The sequence below is a fragment of the Streptomyces sp. NPDC006529 genome, from assembly GCF_040611795.1.
Taxonomy (GTDB): domain Bacteria; phylum Actinomycetota; class Actinomycetes; order Streptomycetales; family Streptomycetaceae; genus Streptomyces.
On the sequence record NZ_JBEXPB010000007.1, the window covers coordinates 180530 to 197385 of the forward strand.

Below are 16856 nucleotides of genomic sequence, written 5' to 3' on the forward strand. Positions count from 1 at the left end.
CATGCACACCGTGTGGTCCCGGAAAGGCGCGCGATAGGCTCTGCCAGGTGGTTTGCCCGTCTCATTGGGCGCGGGGTGCGATGGAGGACGGAAAGTGACAGCAGCGGGAGGAAAGCCGGTACCCAAGCCCGGCCCGCCGAAGCCCGTCCAGCAGTGGTTCCAGGACCGTCCCTCCCCCTACCCCTGGGAGCAGGAGGCGCTGGACCACGTTCGGAGACTACTGCCCGGGGCCGAGCCCTACCGAGCATGGGCCACCTTCTCGTTCACCGCGCACTCGGGCCGGATCAACGAGTGCGACCTTCTCGTTGCGGTCCCCGCCGGCCTGTTCCTGATCGAGATCAAGAGCCACCCCGGAGAGCTACACAACACCGGTTCCACCTGGAACTTCCGCGGCACCGACCGCACACGGACGATCAACAACCCGCTGCACTTCAACGACCTCAAGTCGAAGGAGCTCCGCAGCCAACTGCGCTGGGCGGCCCGCAAGCTCGGCATGGACGAACGGGTCGTCCCACGGATCGAGCCCGCTGTCTTCCTGTCGGCCCCCGACCTCGTGAGCCATCTGGACGAGGTCCAGCGCATCCGCGTATACGGGCGGGACGGCGGCGGCAGTGGCCTGGATCGCATCTGGCAGGACTTCCTGGGGCTGCCCCCGGACCGCCCGGAGCGGCGTATCACGCCCGAGTTCGCCCGGCAGACGCTGCCGCAGCTGCTCCGGACCATCGGCATCCGGCAATCCACTGGGCACCTGCGCTTCGGCGACGCCTGGAAACTCCGCCCGCATCCGCTCGATGCCGGTGCGACGTGGGAGGACCGTCTCGCCCATCGTGACGACGGCCTGGTGCAGGAAGAGGGACGGGTCCGGATCTACCTGGTCAGCCAGGGGGCGACCGAGGCGGCACGCAAGTCCACGGAGCGTGCCGCGCGGCGCGAATACCAGGTGCTGCAGGGCATCAACCACCGCGGCATCGTCGACGCCGTCGAGTTCCGGGAGCACGAGGCCGGACCGGCCATCCTCTTCCGCCACCGGCAGAGCGATCTGCGCCTGGACCAGTACCTGGACACCTACGGCGGCAAGCTCACCCCCGAGATGCGGCTCGACATGGTCCGTCAGCTCGCCGAGGCCGTCCGCTACGCCCACAACCGGTCCCTGTACCACCGAGCGCTGGCCGCCCGGTCGGTCTACGTCTCCTTCCGCAGTGAAGGAGCCGCCCCCGAGCTGCGGATCACGGACTGGCAGACCGCCGCACGCGACTTCGACAGCAACGCCACCTTCTTCCGCTCGATCGGTGGCTCGGCACTCGATGCCGCCTTGATCGAGGACGAAGCCCGCGTCTATCTCGCGCCGGAGACGGACCAGCCGTACGCCGATCCGGCGGACCTCGACATGTTCGGCCTGGGCGCGGTAGCCCATCTCATCCTGACCGGCCAACCGCCCGCACCGCAGCGCAGCGTGCTGACCGAACGCCTCCGCGCAGACTCCGGCCTGCACCTGTTTGCTGTTGCCGACGGTGTCTCGGAGGCCTTGGACACGCTGGTCTACCAGTCGACCCGTTCCGATGTGAACGACAGGCTGAGCTCTGCGGAGGCGTTCCTGGACCTGCTCGACGAGGCGGAACGGGTTGGCGTCCTGCCCGACTCCCCGGAGGCAGCAGCGGCCGACCCGCTAGAGGCGATGCCGGGGCAGGCGATCGACACCGAATGGTCGGTACGCCGAGTCCTCGGTACCGGAGCCACGGCGCGCGCCCTCCTCGTGGAGCGGGCGGTCGAGGACGCAGACGGCAACGTACGCATTGACGAGCACGTCTTCAAGGTCGCGCTGGACGAAGAGAAGGCGGAGAGGCTGCGCGCCGAGGCCCGCGCCCTCAAACTCGTCGGCGGCGGAGCCGTGGTGCAGCTGCGCGGCGAGGAGCTGCGCGAGATCCACGGGCGGACGATCCTCGAGCTGGAGTACGCCGGCGAACAGTCGCTCGGCGCCCGGCTCCGCGGCAAGGGGAAGCTCACCTACCACGAGCTGGAGCGTTTCGGCGAGGACCTCTTCCAGGCGCTCGACCAGCTCGCCGGCCATGGAGTGCGCCACCGCGACATCAAGCCGGACAACTTCGGCATCCAGCGCCGGAAGGACCGCACCTGGCAGCTGAAGCTCTTCGACTTCTCACTGACCGATGCCTCGGACCGCGATGTGAAGGCGGGCACCCGCGGCTACCTCGACCCGTTCCTGGGCTCGGTGCGCCGCAGCCACTACGACGATCACGCGGAGTACTACGCGGCAGCCGTCACCCTGCACGAGATGGCCAGCGGCGAGCGCCCCGTATGGGGCGACGGCCAGTACGATCCGCTCACCAACGAATCCGCCGAACTCCACATCGCCAACGAGCTGTTCGAACCCGCGCTGGCGGAAGGGTTCCGGGCCTTCTTCGAACGGGCACTGCACCGGGAGATCGAGCAGCGCTTCGACACACTGCGGCAGATGAAGGACGCCTGGCAGGAGGTCTTCCGCGCGGCGGACGCGACCCGTCCCACCACCACGCCCTCCACGGTCGGCACGGTGGTCGAGGACGCCGAAGAGGCCCGCGAGAGCGCGGCTGCGGCGGCCGAGGCCACGACCGTGCTGGAGGCGGCGGGCCTGTCCCCCCGCGCGGTCTCCGTCGCCAACGGCCTCGGCGCGACGACCGTCGGCCAGCTGCTGGACATCCAGCCGTACGCCATCTCCAAGGCCCGTGGTGCGGGCGCCCTGGTCCGCAAGGAACTCAACCGGCGCCGCAAGCAGTGGGCGGCCGCCCTCCGTGGCAAGCCCGCCAACGGGGCATCGTCCCGGATCCCGACTCGGACCGCCGCGCCGGACGCGGGGCCGGGCGACATCCCGGGCGCGGAGATGGCCCGCATTCTGTCGATAGACGACATGGCGGCGCTGCTGACCCCTGCCCCCGGCCGCAAGGGTTCCCACCGGGAAGAGGTCGTACGGCTCACTCTGGGGCTGCCGCCCGAGGACGGCGGCCTCTCCCCGCTGGGTGCCTGGCCCGTACAGGCGCGCATCGCCGATCACCTGAAGATCAAGCAGCCGCCGGTCTCCCGCCACCACCGCATCGAGATCAAGCAGTGGGCGGAGGCGGAGTGGCTGGCGCCGGTCCGCTCCGAGCTCGCGGACATCCTGGACAGCTCGGGCCGCGTGATGACTGCCCCCGAGGCGGCGGCCGAACTACGTGCCCGCCACGGGGCCGACGACGACACCCCCCAGCGGACCCTCGCGCGCTCGCTGGCCGTCGTCCGCGCTGCGGTCGAGGCGGAGACCGGCGACGAGACGGAAGGGCACGAGCCGAGGCTCGCCGTCCACCGGCGCGGTGACACCGTCCTGCTCGCCTCGGAGTCCCTGCCGGGCACGGACGACCCGAGCCCACGGGAACTGGCCGACTATGCCTCGGCACTCGGCGCCACCGCCGAAAGGCTGGCCCGGCAGGAGCCGCTGCCTGGCCGAGCGGAGGTGGTCCGCGAGCTGAGGGCCGTACCGACCCCGGAGGGCTCCGCCCCGCTTGCCGACACCCGCCTTGTCGCATTGGCCGCGGCCATTGCCCCGGCCGTAGAGGTCACCCCGCGCCTGGAGCTGTACCCGCGGGACCTCGGGTTGGAGCGTGCGCTGCGCATCTCCCAGGCGGGCGCGGGCGTACGGGCCGACCGGGGCATCAACCAGGCGGAGTTGGTGGCACGGGTCAAGGCACGTTTCCCCGAACTCCAGGTACTCGCAGGGGGCCGTGAGCCGACCCACGTCGAGCTGGAGGACGCCCTGCAGGCGGCCCGGTTCGACCTGCGCTACGACCTTGACACCGACACCTTCCAGCTGCCGGCTGCCAGGACGGCGCACCCCGTGACGGCTTCCGGCGGCCTGACCAGCCTCCTGCCGCCGCCCCGTGTCACTCGCATCGAGCGGGAGGACCCGCACGGAGCGGTCCGCGAACGCCTCATGGCGAATGCCCGGCGCGGCGGCTTCCTCGCCCTGACTGTGAAGGGCATCCGGCTGCCGGGCGTAGCGGACGCCGTGGCTGCCGCCTTCCCGGTCCTGCCCGTCGACTTGGGTGCGGTATTCCTGGCGGAGTTCCGGAAGCTGGTGGAGGAAAAGGGCCAGGACTGGCAGACGGTGCTGCGTGCGGACAGTGCCTCCGCGCCGGGCCGCATCAAGCCGGGCCTGGCCACCTTCGTACGCGCCGTCTGGCAGCGCGTCGGCGAGGACCTCCAGACCCGCTGCGCGGCCCCGCGCACGGTGCTGTTTCTGCACGGCGCCGGCCTGATCGCCCGTTACTGGGACGAGGGCGGCCACGCCTTCCTCGTCGGCCTCCAGGGCGCGGCGCGCCGTCCGGTGGACAACCCGCACGGGCTGTGGCTGCTGTGCCCGGTGGAGACCCGGTCGCAGCTGCCGCACCTGGACGGCCGGACCGTCGAGGTGATCGGTGGGGACGGGGAGCAGGCGCACCTGGACGGGGCGTTCCTGGAGACGCTGGCGAAGGGGTGAGAGCGGGGTGCTGTTCCTGGCTCAAGCCAGGAACAGCACCCCGTCGCCGCACACCCGTCGGTCAGGCCACGGGCTTACGCGCGACCCCGCCCTTGCGGCCGATGTCGAAGGCGAGCCGGTAGACGTCCGGCAGGTCGATCGCGCCGTTGGTTCGCCTGGTCATGACGCCCAGTTCCAGCAGCTCTTCGAGGATCGCGGTCGGGTTGTCGATCTTGCGGGGGCCGCTGCCCTGCTTCACGTCCTCCAGCAGCTCCACGATCCTGCCCGACAGACGGTTGCTCTCCCATGCGAAACGCACGGCCGACGGCTCCATGGGCACCTGACTGCCTTCGAGCAGCTTGACGGCGAGCGCCGCCCATCCGATGTCGTCCTTCAGCTCATCGACGCGGTTCTTGGACGAGCTGCTCAGACTCTCGCGGATCGCGTCGTAGTGCAGGGGGAGCGGATGGCCTGCGTACCGCTCGGCGGTCAGCTGCGCCGACCGAAAGAGCGTGTGCAGCCATGTCCGGGGGCTGACCCGGCCGAGACCGTCCTGAAGATGGTTCGGCACCCAGGTGTAGGTGTGCCCCTTGCGGCGGTCCGTGCCCATGAAGGGGCCGGCCAGAGTGACGAGGACTTCCTCCTGTCGCTTCTGGTCGGCGATCACGTCGACCGGAGCTATGTAGCGCCCCTCGCCCTCCGGCCGCCATTCACCGGTCGCCTTGCGGAACGCCTTCGCCTGATCGCTGGTGTGGTTGCCCAGCTGATGGAAGAGCAGCCCGTACAGGTTCTCCCGGCTCCAGCTGAGGTCGGTGGCGTTCGCGCCGAGCTTCGAGGCGTCGGCGAAGGCCTTGGGCGCGCTCTCGTACATGTCCGGCCGTACGAAGATCTTGGCGCGCAGTGTTCCCGTGGTGAGTCGGAGCTCCAGAGCCACCTCGAAGAGTCCCGACAGGAGTTGGTCGAGGTGCTCGCGATCGCTGTGCAGGTGGTCGAGCGCGTCGAAGAGCAGGACCAGCGTCTTGCCTTGCTCCCGAGTCTGTCGGTCGGCCCGGCGCAATGCGTTCTCGTACGCCTCGCCGTTCTCCCGCGTCCAGCGGATGCGATCGGACCAGGGCTTGATCGCGAGGGCTTCAGGCACCTTCAGCGCCGTGAGGACGACGGCCGACCACAGGTCCCTAGGGTCGACACCCTGGGCGACCAGGTCGGCGAGCGTCCGCTTCCCCGGGAACGCTGGCACGTCACCGCCTTCGAGCGCGAACGCGGTGATCACCTCGATACGGCCCAGCCTCGGCATCATGTAGGAGGCGGAAGCGACCTCACGCAGTTCGGGGTCGGTCAGGGCCTTGGCCCAGTACGTCTTGCCGGTGCCGCGGGCCCCGCGGACCACCGTCACGTCCGGGTCCAGTGCGAGCCGGTGGGACGAGGGCGTGAACATGGTGCGGAGGTCGGGGCTGCTGGTGTTCGCATCGGGCGCAGAGCCGAGTGCGTTGATCAGCAGGGTGCGGGTCGCCTGGACGGCGGGGTCGTTCATGACTTGTCCTCGTACGGGTCCAGCACCAGTTTCTCCACCGTGTCGACGAACTCCCGGTAGGCGGCCCTGACGAACGGCAGCTCGGGCCAGTTGCGGCTGCGCAGCGGGTCCAGCCCCACCAGGTCGTTGCCGAAGAGGATGGGGACGGGGGCGTAGGGCTTGTCGTCCACCTCACCCTTGACGGGGAGGAAGGGCTCCTCGTAGTCGTCGTCGGGCAGGTTGTAGAGCGTCTCCATGAAGACGTCGTAGGCGTGCCGGCGCAGGGTGTTGAGCCGGTCTATGTCCCCCGCGGAGTGGAACATGGCGGCCACGATCCGGATGCGGTCGCGCAGGGCGCGGGCGCGGTCGGGACGCAGCTTCCACTGGGACAGGAGCATCCGGTAGCCGTCCCAAGTGGACGGGTTGTCCACTGCGAAGAGCAGCGCCTGGTCGCACAGCTTGGTGAGCGTGACTGCCGCGATGTCGTGGATGCCAGCCCGGCTGTCGAGCAGCACCACGTCGGGGCGGCGGCCCTTCTCCTCCACCTGCGCCTCGCAAGCGGCGATGGCGTCCTCCAGCCGCTGGGCGAAGGGGCGGGGCGCGCCTCCCGGCTCGTCTGCGGGGAGGTCGCTGTAGATGCGGTTCAGCTTGGCGAGGTAGTCGTACGGCCGTCCGGCGAGCGGAGTTCCGGCCGCCGGAGCCAGCCATACCTCGCCGTTGCCCTGTTCGGGCGGGAGGATGGACGAACGGGCGACCAGCTCCAAGCCGTCCGCGTTGCCGACGGCCGACTCCACCAGGTGGTCCACGATGCCGTGCGGGGGAGTGGCCCCGGGCTCGGCGAGCAGATTGGACACCCCGGGGGATTCCAGGTCCAGGTCGATGACGAGTACGCAGTGGCCGCGCTCGGCGAGATTGCGGGCGAGGACGGTGGTAGCGGTGGACCGGCCGACGCCGCCCTTGAAGCCGTAGAAGGCGACGCGGCGGGTTTGGCGAGCGGGCTGCTGCTCGACCTCGGCGCCGATGGCGGCCCAGTCCCCGCCGACGACGGTGCGTTCGAGTACGGCGACCTGACCGGGGCCGTTCTGTTCGCGCTCCTGCAGCACGATGAGCTCAGGCGCGCCGAAGAACATCTCCGGGACGAAGACAGAACTGGCCACCTGGACGGGATCGTCGCCCGCGAAGGGGTGGACCTTGTCTGTGAACTCCTCGCGGAGCGCCACCGCTGTGTCGGAATTGAGGTCCAAGGGTTCGGCATCGCCGCGGTCGTCGATCAGGAGGGTGGCCTGACCGGAGAGGTCGCGGACGAGTACGACGTCCCGTCCCTCCCGGGCCGCTAGGCGGGCGAGACTGCACGCGGCTTCCCATGCTTCGTCGAACCGAGGGAGTGAGGTCATCAGGTCGCTTCTCTACTTCGCATGTCTGTAGGCGGTGATCAGGCAGAGCGCGGCTGCGAGATGCCGGGCAACGCGTTGGGACGTCAATGTCGCGCCATCACGGTACCGGTGGCCCTCATTCCATTCGTCAGACTGCGTCTTGAACGGGTTCTGCCGTGGAATGTGCCTGCGAATCTCAGCACCTCGTCGCCCATGCGCCAGGAGCACCAGGTGATCCCACGCTCCGGGCATGTGGCCGTGGCTCGCCTTGAACTTGTTCATGCCCTGTTGGTTCAACAGAGTGCGACTGTACGGCTTAGCATCGGGCGAATCCTGCACCGAGCCGAAGAAGTCGATGAGCATTGCCTTGGCCACGCACTCCGCGGCCAGCCCGGCCAGGTGATCGGTGGGGCCAGGGAGCGCGCCGCCGTTCGAGAGCTGGAGCGCAGCTTCGTAGAGGTCGTGGCCCGCCTTGAGGAAGGTGTGCCGAGGGAGCATCGGAGGGGTCGGAGCCGTCACGACGATCACTTTATCTGGGTGATCAAGAACGGGGTGGGGGTTTTGCGGGAGCGAGGGGCCGCAGGTGGGGTCCGGGGGCTGGCAGGATTGACTACCTCAGCCGCAGGCCATGCGGCAGATAACACAGTGCGGCGAGAAGGAAGCGAACAGTGACGGACACCACGGCCGGTGCGGACCGGGCGGAGCGCTTGAAGGATCTGGTGAAGGATCTGAAGCGGCAGGTCCTGCTGCTGGAGGACGACCTGCGGGCTCGCACGGAATCCGAGGACGAAATCCGCACCCGCCTGGAGACCGAGTACCAGCAGGCGAAGGAGTCCCGTCGTACGGCGGCCCGGTACGAGTCCTGGCGCGACGAGCGCGTCACGCAGTCTGCCGCGGCCTGGGTGCTGGCCTGTGTGTTCGTCCGCTTCTGCGAGGACAACGGCCTGATCGGCGAACCGTTCATCGCCGGCCCGGGTGACCGGCTGGCCGTGGCCGAGGCCCGCCATGAGGCGTTCTTCCGCGAGAGCCCGAGGCTCAACAACCGAGACTGGCTGTTCGCGGCCTTCAACCACCTCGCCACGTCGAACGACACCGCCGCCGGCCTCTTCGACCGTGACCACAACCCGCTGTGGGACATCACTCCCGGGTACGAGGCGGCGACGGAGCTGCTGTCCTTCTGGCGTCGGTGGGGCGCTGGGGGCGAGATCCGCTACGACTTCACCGACCCGGAGTGGGACACCCGCTTCCTCGGTGACCTGTACCAGGACCTGAGCGAGCACGCCCGTAAGACGTACGCGCTGCTCCAGACCCCGGAGTTCGTGGAGGAGTTCATCCTCGACCTCACGCTTGAGCCGGCGGTCTCGGATCACGAGTTCGGCCTCAACCCGGTTTGGACCGGCCCGGACGGCAAGGAACACCGCGGCCTGCGGACCATCGACCCGGCGTGCGGGTCGGGCCACTTCCTGCTGGGCATCTTCCACCGTCTGATGGACAAGTGGCGCGTGGCCGAACCGGGCACGGACGTTTGGACCCTGGTCCGCCGCTCGTTGGAGTCTGTGCACGGGTGCGACAAGAACCCGTTCGCGGTGAGCATCGCGCGGTTCCGGCTGCTGGTCGCGGCGATGCGGGCGGCGGGCTCGCGGCGGCTGGCGGACGCGCCGCCGTTCCCGATCAACGTGGCGGTGGGGGACTCGCTGCTGCACGGGCGGGATGCGGCGGGTATCCAGACGGACCTGGACACGTTGTTCGCGGAGATGTCGATTGGGCGCGAGGAGGGGGCATTCGCGTACTCGACGGAGGACGTCTGGGACTACGCGAAGCGGGTGGACCTGCTGGGGAGGGGATCGTATCACGTGGTGGTGGGGAACCCGCCGTACATCACGGTGAAGGATAAGCAGGAGAAGGAGAACTACAAGAAGGGGTACGACGCGAGTGTCGGCCAGTACGCACTCTCTGTCCCTTTCGCGCAACGGCTCTTTGAATTGGCATTCAAGGGAGTAGGTGGAGTGTCGGGGGGTGGTGGATTTGTAGGGCAGATCACTGCAAATTCCTTCATGAAGCGCGAGTTCGGTAGGGATCTAATCCAAGTCTTCTTCCGGCTTCGCGTTGAGTTGTCACATGTGATAGATACTTCGGGTGCTTACATTCCCGGCCATGGCACGCCTACGGTCATCCTGGTGGGTAGGAATCGAGTGCCGGGCGAGAGTCGTAGCGTCCGAGCTGTTCTCGGCGTGCGTGGTGAGCCGGATCAACCGTCCAACGCGGCAGACGGGCAGGTCTGGCGCGCCATCAAGGATCAGTATCGGCGGCCTGGAAGTGAGTCCGCCTGGGTCTCTGTCGACGACTTGGACCGCGCTAGCTTCGCTGACGCTCCGTGGTCCCTCAGCGGCGGAGGGGCCGCAGGTCTGGTTTCCCGCTTGTCATCCGCGCGGAGTTCTTTGCTGGGGAGTCGCGTTCGACTGATCGGACGTACCGCTCACACCGGTGCCGACGAAGCCTATTTTGCCCCTCTCGGGAATTGGGTTCGTCGCGGAGTGGGATCGTCTAATTTTGTTCCCTTGGTTGAAGGGACGGCGATCCGAGATTGGGTCGTACGGCCGGAAACCGAAGCTCTCTTCCCGTATGGTGAGGATTTGATTGCAGACGATTCCGACCAAAACCTGGCGCGCCTACTCTGGCCGCGTAGGAGCATTCTTCGGATTCGGCGTGAGCCGGGTGGAACCCATGAGGAAATTGGGCTGACCTGGTACGAGTGGAGTCGCTGGCATCCGGAACGATACTCGGTACCCTTGGGTATCTCCTTTGCGTTCGTCGCGACGCATAATCAGTTTGCGCTGGATCGTGGAGGAAAGGTATTTAAGCAAAGTGCTCCAGTGATTAAACTTCCGGGTGGTGCCGGGGAGGAGGAGCATCTTGAATTGTTGGGGGTTTTGAACTCGTCGACTGCCTGCTTTTGGCTGAAGCAGGTCAGTCAGGACAAGGGGAACAGGGGGGGTGAGCGCTCTACAGGGCGCTACGCGTGGGAGAGCTTCTTTGAGTTCACCGGAACGAAGCTCCAGGAGTTTCCGCTCCCTGAGCGGCTTCCTCTGGAGTTGGGCCGGGAGCTCGATTCGCTTGCGCGAGAGCTGGCAACCTTGGAGCCCGGAACGTTCGTCGAGCGAGGAGTTCCGCTTCGGGACGCGCTTGATGAAGCTCGTACCAGATACGTACACATCCATCAGCGGATGATTGCAGTTCAGGAAGAGCTGGACTGGCAGGTGTACGGCCTGTACGGGTTGCTTGGCGACGCAGAAGTAGCACGGACCGTGACACCTCTTCGTGAAGGTGTTGTCCCACCCGAGGTGCGTCTGGGAGAGCGCGCGTTTGAGATCGTGATTGCAGAGCGAGCTGAGACGGATGAGGCCGTTGATCAGTGGTTCAAGCGCCACCACTCAAGCCGCGTGACAGATATTCCCGCCCACTGGCCGGACTGGTACCGCGACATCGTCCAAGCCCGCATCGACCTCATCCAGCGTCAGCCCAAGGGCATCGGGCTGATCGAGCGCCCCGAGCACAAGCGGCGCTGGTCTGCTGAGACGTGGGAGAAGAAGGAACGGGCCGCGCTGCGAACGTGGCTGCTGGACCGGATGGAGAACACCGACCTCTGGTGCGAGGTCCGTGACGGACTCCGGCGTCCTCGGCCCATGACCGTCAACAACCTCGCCGACCAGCTCAGCACGGACGAGGACTTCACCTCCGTCGCCGCGCTCTACGCGTCCGACCACCTTGGCAAGCCCGACCTGCCCCTCGCACAGGTGCTGTCCGAGGTCGTCGCCGACGAGCACGTGCCGTACCTCGCCGCGATGCGCTACAAGGACTCCGGTCTGCGCACGCGCAAGGAGTGGGAAGAAGTCTGGGAGTTGCAGCGCAAGGAGGATCGGACGGGGGAGCGGATCGAAATCGATCCGCCGGCCAAGTACAAGCCTTCCGACTTCCTGCGTGCTGCCTTCTGGTCGAACCGCGGCAAGCTCGACGTGCCCAAGGAGCGGTTCATCTCGTACCCCGAGGCCGGCCCGGACGCCGACTCGACGCTGATGCTGGGCTGGGCCGGCTGGGATCACAAGGATCAGGCGCAAGCGCTGTTTGACCTGCTCAAGGCGCGTACCACCCGGGACGGCTGGGACACCGAGCGGATCGTTCCGCTGCTGGCCGGCCTGCGTGAGGTCATGCCGTGGGTCGTTCAGTGGCACGGCGAGTACGACGACGAGTGGGGCGACGTCCCGGCGGAGGAGTTGGTGGCCGAGTACGAGGAGCAGCTGCGCAAGCATCAGGTCGGTGCGGCGGAGCTGATTGCGTGGCGACCGGTGAAGAAGGCGCGGGGGCGCAAGCCCGCCCGGCAGGCGGCTCTGGACGACGAGTAGCGCCGGGCAACCAGGTGGCGGCGGCGTGGACGCCGTCGCCACCCAGTTCGTCTGTCTCAGAGGTGGGTGTCAGCGGGCCTGCGCCGCGAAGGCCGACCATGCGTCTCGGGATACGGCCAGCGGTTGCAGGTGGGTGTCCTTGGAATCCCGGACGAGGATGACTTCGGGAGACATAGCGACCTCGACGCAGTTGTCGCCGTCCCCGCCGCTGTAGCTGCTCTTGAACCAGGCCAGTTCAGTGGTGCTCATAGCGCTCCTCGCGTCTGCTCCAACAGGCTCGCGGTGTCCTGACGGCTCAGAGCCTGTGAGCGCATCTTGCCATAGCGCTGGAGCATGGAGCTGACTGCTTTCGGATCGCTGATTAGTGTGCTGGTGCTGTGGCCCTCCACGTAGCCGAGCCACTGATTGACCGCTGTCTCAGCCAGATACATGGAGCCGTCGTACCCCGAGTGGTCCTCCTGTCGCAGGGGCATGACGAGGACCTCCACGTTACGGCGACTGCCTTGCTTCAGTAGGCAGTCCAACAGCGCCCTCGTTACTTCCGGCCCGCCCAAGCGGCGTTCGAGGAGTGCCTGCTCGATCATGAAGCAGAAAGCAGTGTTGGGTCGCTCCGTGAAGAGCTGCTGCCGCGCCAGTCGCCCGGCGACCTGGAGTTCTAGCTGTTCCTCTGTCAGGGGCGGTAGGCGTCGCTCGAAGACCGCCCGGATGTATGACTCAGGCTGCAACAACCCCGGAATCACCCTGCACTCGTACGCGTACAGAGACACCGCCTCTTCCTCGATCCCCGCCCACTGGTGGAACCGAGACGCCAGCCCTGCCTTCCGCGTCAAGCTTCGCGCAGCCGCCGCCAGCACCTTCGCCGCTACTACTCCCAGCGGTTCCTCTGCCCGCCTCGTAAGGTCGCCCGGCGGGAAGCGTTTGCCCTGCTCGATCTTGGCGATGTAGTGCGCGGAGTACCGCACCCGTGGGGCGAACTCCTCCTGGGTCAGGCCTGCTTCCTCCCTCAGCGCTTTCAGTACCGCGCCGAAGGTCTTGAGGCTGTCCGAGAGTTCTGGTTCGTTGTTGGTACTGCCGCCGTGGTCCTCGTTCATCACGCAGCCGCCCCTCTGCACGCACACCCGCCCGACCCATCTATGGTCACGGGCAGTTACCCACCCAGTCCAGTGCGTGAGCCAGTACAGAGCGATCTGTACCAGTGCCATCCCTGCCGAGCAGGGCCGGTGGCCGGAACGCTGAAGTCCATGACAGCTTCCCACACCCAAGCCCCGGTCACCTTAAGCGTGTTCACCCAGCGTTTCTCCGCCACCCGCCGTGGCGCGCGGCTCGCCCGGGTGCTGGCCGAACTCGAAGCCGTTGCCTGGGGCATCCCGCGCGGTTCGGCCGCCTTCGACGCGTTCACGCTCGTCGTAGCCGAACTCACCGCCAACTCCGCACTGCACGGCCGGGTCCCGGGCCGGGACTTCGAGCTGCGGCTCCTGCTCGCCCCCGACGGCGGCGCCGTACGCGTAGAGGTGTCGGACACGCACCCCCGCCGGCCGGCGGCGCCACCCGCCGATCACCCGCCCGTACCCGGCGAGGACGGCGGCCGGGGTCTGGTGATCGTTGACGCCCTCGCACGCCAGTGGGGCGTACGGGACCGGGTCGGGCCGGGCAAGACCGTGTGGGCCGACTGCCCCCTGCGCCCGGAGCAGCCGTACCCCCGCTGAACACGTGCTCAGCGCGAGCCCGGCAGCCGGATGTCCTGGGTCCAGGCGTTCGAGCTCCCCGACGGGGTGGTCTTGCAGGCAGTGGCGTAGCAGCGCCAGATCCAGTTGCGTTGCTTGTAGCGGCGGATCTCGATCTCCGTGCCCTTGCACCGGCCGCACTTCGGCGGGCGGGCGAACACCTCCGCGTGTTCGTGTTCCAGCAGCTTCCGGGCGAAGTGGGAGCCCCGCATCGTCAGCATCACCTCCCGTGTGTCGTGCTGCGAGAGCACGTTGAGGCTGCCGAGCATGACCGTGCGCTCGTCGATCACCGCGATCTTCTGGTGCATCACGTACATCGGGACGACCGTGTGGACCACAGCACGCAGGTCCGCGATGAGCGACTGGTTGTTGTCCTGGCGCTGGAGCTTGTCCGTGTCGTCGCGGATGAAGACGGTGACGCGGACTCCGCGGGCGACCGCGTTCCGCAGTTCGGGCAGCAGGGAGCGGAGCCGGGTCGCGACCCACGGGGCCCAGAGCCACAGCGACTCGCGCGCCTGCCGGATCTGCTCCGTGAAGGTGCGGTAGAAATCGCGCTCGTCCTCGATGCCCGTCACCTCGACATGCCGGCTCAACACCTCGGCGAGCGCGGCTCCGAACTCTCCCCGGTACGCGGTGGGCGCGTGCGGCGGTGTGACCAGGTGCTTGGCCTGGAGGCGTCGGACGCCCGGGGTGCCGATCACCCCGGCCAGCTGGGCGAGGGCCGTTCCTGCCTTGGCACCGCGGATGCGTTCCCAGCTGCCGATGATGTAGAGCCGGGTCTTGACGCGGGTGACGGCGACGTTGAAGAGGCGGACGCCGTTGCGCCGCCACTCATCGGCTCCGGGCTGCCGGTGGGCGAGGGCCATCCACAGTTCCCGGCTGTCCGCCCCCTCCACGGTGTCGAAGATGACGACGTCGAACTCCCGCCCCTGGAACCGGTGCGCCGTACCCACCTCGGCCAGGGTCTGCCTGGAGCCCTCGACATCCCGCAGGGCCTCCAGGGTGGCCTCGGCCTGGACTCCGTACGGGGTGACGATGCCCGCGTCCTCGCCGTTCTCCCGGTGGAGTTCCACCAGCGCCCGGGAGATGAGCGAGCCTGCCGGCCACCAGCCCTTCCTGCTGCCCGTCAGGTGGGCCCTGGCCAGTTCGTGCAGACCGTCCGTGTCGATGAGGACGATCTCGGGGTCGTCCGTCGGGCGCACGGCCCGCGCCTGGCTGCCGCCGCGCAGTACGCCGCCGTACGCCAGGTCGTTGGCCAGTTTCATCACGGCGGGGCCGAAGCGGTGCTGTTCGGTGAGGGTGACGCAGGCCGGGTGCGCTTGGGCGTCTGCCGGCTCGATGATCCCGCAGTGTTGGAAGACGTCCGGGAGCAGCCAACGCTTGATGTCGTCCCGGTTCTGCTCCTTGAGGGAAGGCGGTATGACCGGACCCAGCTGCATGAAGTCCCCGAGCAGGACGGCGGCACGGCCGGCCTTCCCCGTGGCCAGTAGTACCTCCGGCAGGGTGGCGGCGCCCGCCTCGTCCACCAGGACCACGTCGTACGGGCCCTCGAAGACCGCCCGGTTGGTGCGGAACCTGGCGAGGGTGGTGGCGACCAGCTTCGCGCCCTTGATGATCTCGCCCTGGGCGTTGCGTGCGAGGCGTTCGTACTCCTCCTGGACTTCCTCGTACTGCTTCTCCAGGGCGGGGCGCCTGGCGGAATCGGCCGCCACGGCCGGGCGCAGCCGCTGAGCCCGGTCGTACTGCACGGGCCAGCCCTTCCGGTCGACGTCTGCGGCCAGATCGTGCGCCGTCTGGGCTTGCCAGGCAGCCTGGATGGCGTTCTTCACCCCCCGGTCCCATGCCTGGCGCAGCTCCTCGGCGCGTTCCACCGCGGTCAGCTTGGCTTCCGCGTCGGCTTTGAGGCCGTCGATCTGCTGCGGGGTGTACGGGATGGCGGCGATCAGTGCCGCGATCCGGGTGTCGAGCGTCGCTATGTGGGTGGTTGCGGTCGTTCGTGCGTCCGTTGCCGCGCCGCGGTCCTTGATTGCTTGTTGCTCGGCATCGTGCAGCTGCTGCTGGAGCTCCGTGATCTTCTCTCGCTTACGCCAGCGGGCCACCGAACCCAGAGCTTCGAGCCCCCGAAGCGTCTCCCGAAGCTCTTCGCAGGTCTCCTCCGCCAGCAGTGCTCCCGCTTCGCGGCGTTCCGCCGCCAGCCCGACCCGGATCTGCTCTGTGCGCAGCCCGTCGACCTGACTCCACTGCTCGCGGGACGCCGCCGCGGCTGCGCTGCGGTCGACAGCCTCCTGCGCAGTCTGCGCGGCCTTCGCGTGGCTCTGGACTGCTTCCACCGACCGGGCCTCAGCCGAGGCCACCCGACCCAGAGCGGAAGCCAGGTCCTGCCCCGGGGTGCGCAGCAGTTTCTGCGCTGCGAAGTAGGCGGAGGGATCGAAACCGGCCAGAACGGTGTCCAGGGCCGCCAGCTGCTCGGCCCGGTTCTGGACGGCGACAAGCTCGGCCTCGACCGCCCGGCGGCGTTCGGCCACTTCCGCCAGGCGCTCCTTGACCATCAGCGGCAGGGACACCGACGGGTCCTCGGCGACTTCCCGCAGGTGGGGCGGGCCCACCCGGACGATGTCACCCGGGCCGTGCCGCTTCTCCCGGACGACTCCGAGCAGGGCGTTGTCCACGGCGATGTTGGTCGCGGAGACCAGCAGGACCCGGTCGCCCCGGGCGATCAGGTCGCCGATGGCTCGCTTGAGGACCGTGGTCTTACCGGTGCCGGGCGGCCCCCACACCAGCATGAGGCCCGAACCGAGGCAGGCCCGGTACGCGTCCCCCTGCGCGGGATGGAAACCGGGCGGGTCCGGGTCCTGCGCGGGTGTCCCGCCGATGGCCCGGCCGGCCAGTGCGGTGGCCAGAGGGGCTTCGCCGAGTCCGGCGATACCGTCGCGCAGTGCCTCGATGAGGAAGGTGGGCGGTTGCTTCAGCATCCACAGGTGCGGGTCCGCGATATCGGCGAACTCTGCCACGCGCAGGGTGAGCAGCGAGCCGTTCTGCACGGCCTCGGAGACGGAGAATCCCTTCGTCTCGATGTCGTCCGCTTCGGGGCCGGAGAGCCTCAGGCCGTCGAGTTGGTCCGGGCCGATGTCGGAGCCGCGGAGGTCCACCGTGAACCCTCCGGGCTCGCTGGTGCGGATCGCGCGCGCGATGCGCTGCCACCGGGGCTGCCTGCCCGCGCCGCCTTCGATCGCGATCCACTCGCCGAGCGCCGTAGTGATCTCCTCGCGCCACCCCACGTACCGCCCCCGCCCCCGTCGGAACCCCGTACCCCGGCGGCCAATCTACCCAGCGGCACGGAGCGTGACCCGTGAAGGGGGAGAAGTG

At 68.3% G+C, this 16856-nt stretch carries 9 protein-coding genes; 3 read left to right on the forward strand and 6 right to left on the reverse strand.

Annotation, left to right across the window (positions count from 1 at the left end; genetic code table 11):
- Positions 1-94 precede the first annotated feature (94 nt).
- Positions 95-4504 carry a BREX system serine/threonine kinase PglW gene (gene pglW, locus ABZY31_RS08680; RefSeq protein ID WP_356406247.1) on the forward strand — a complete coding sequence of 1470 codons (4410 nt, stop codon included), beginning with the start codon at positions 95-97 and terminating at the stop codon, positions 4502-4504.
- Positions 4505-4565: 61 nt separating this feature from the next.
- On the opposite strand, the gene ABZY31_RS08685 is transcribed toward pglW, so the two are convergent.
- Genes ABZY31_RS08685 through ABZY31_RS08695 form a run of 3 tightly spaced genes read right to left on the reverse strand, consistent with a single transcriptional unit; the run spans position 4566 to position 7894 of the window.
- Complete coding sequence (locus ABZY31_RS08685; protein ID WP_356406249.1) at positions 4566-6014, reverse strand: hypothetical protein; 1449 nt, start codon at positions 6012-6014, stop codon at positions 4566-4568.
- A complete protein-coding gene (locus ABZY31_RS08690) occupies positions 6011-7387 on the reverse strand; it encodes an AAA family ATPase (RefSeq protein ID WP_356406251.1) in 1377 nt (458 codons plus the stop codon). Before ABZY31_RS08690 ends, ABZY31_RS08685 begins: the two co-directional genes overlap by 4 nt.
- Before the next feature lie 12 nt (positions 7388-7399).
- Positions 7400-7894: a hypothetical protein gene (locus ABZY31_RS08695; RefSeq protein ID WP_356406252.1), complete on the reverse strand. Its 495-nt coding sequence runs from the start codon at positions 7892-7894 to the stop codon at positions 7400-7402.
- 140 nt (positions 7895-8034) lie between these two features.
- Here ABZY31_RS08695 and pglX point away from each other — a divergent pair, with 140 nt between their 5' ends.
- Positions 8035-11766, forward strand: coding sequence for a BREX-2 system adenine-specific DNA-methyltransferase PglX (gene pglX, locus ABZY31_RS08700; protein ID WP_356406254.1), 3732 nt, complete (start codon positions 8035-8037; stop codon positions 11764-11766).
- A 69-nt stretch (positions 11767-11835) separates the two neighbouring features.
- On the opposite strand, the gene ABZY31_RS08705 is transcribed toward pglX, so the two are convergent.
- The gene (locus ABZY31_RS08705; protein ID WP_356406256.1) at positions 11836-12015 is read right to left on the reverse strand and encodes a DUF397 domain-containing protein; all 180 of its coding nucleotides are present in this window, start codon (positions 12013-12015) and stop codon (positions 11836-11838) included.
- Positions 12012-12857: a helix-turn-helix transcriptional regulator gene (locus tag ABZY31_RS08710; protein ID WP_356406258.1), complete on the reverse strand. Its 846-nt coding sequence runs from the start codon at positions 12855-12857 to the stop codon at positions 12012-12014. The genes ABZY31_RS08705 and ABZY31_RS08710 overlap by 4 nt, the downstream gene beginning before the upstream one ends.
- Before the next feature lie 150 nt (positions 12858-13007).
- Here ABZY31_RS08710 and ABZY31_RS08715 point away from each other — a divergent pair, with 150 nt between their 5' ends.
- On the forward strand, positions 13008-13472 hold the full coding sequence (locus ABZY31_RS08715) for an ATP-binding protein (protein WP_356406260.1): 465 nt from the start codon (positions 13008-13010) through the stop codon (positions 13470-13472).
- An 8-nt stretch (positions 13473-13480) separates the two neighbouring features.
- Here ABZY31_RS08715 and ABZY31_RS08720 read toward each other — a convergent pair whose 3' ends face one another.
- Positions 13481-16768: an AAA domain-containing protein gene (locus ABZY31_RS08720; protein ID WP_356406262.1), complete on the reverse strand. Its 3288-nt coding sequence runs from the start codon at positions 16766-16768 to the stop codon at positions 13481-13483.
- Positions 16769-16856: the final 88 nt, after the last annotated feature.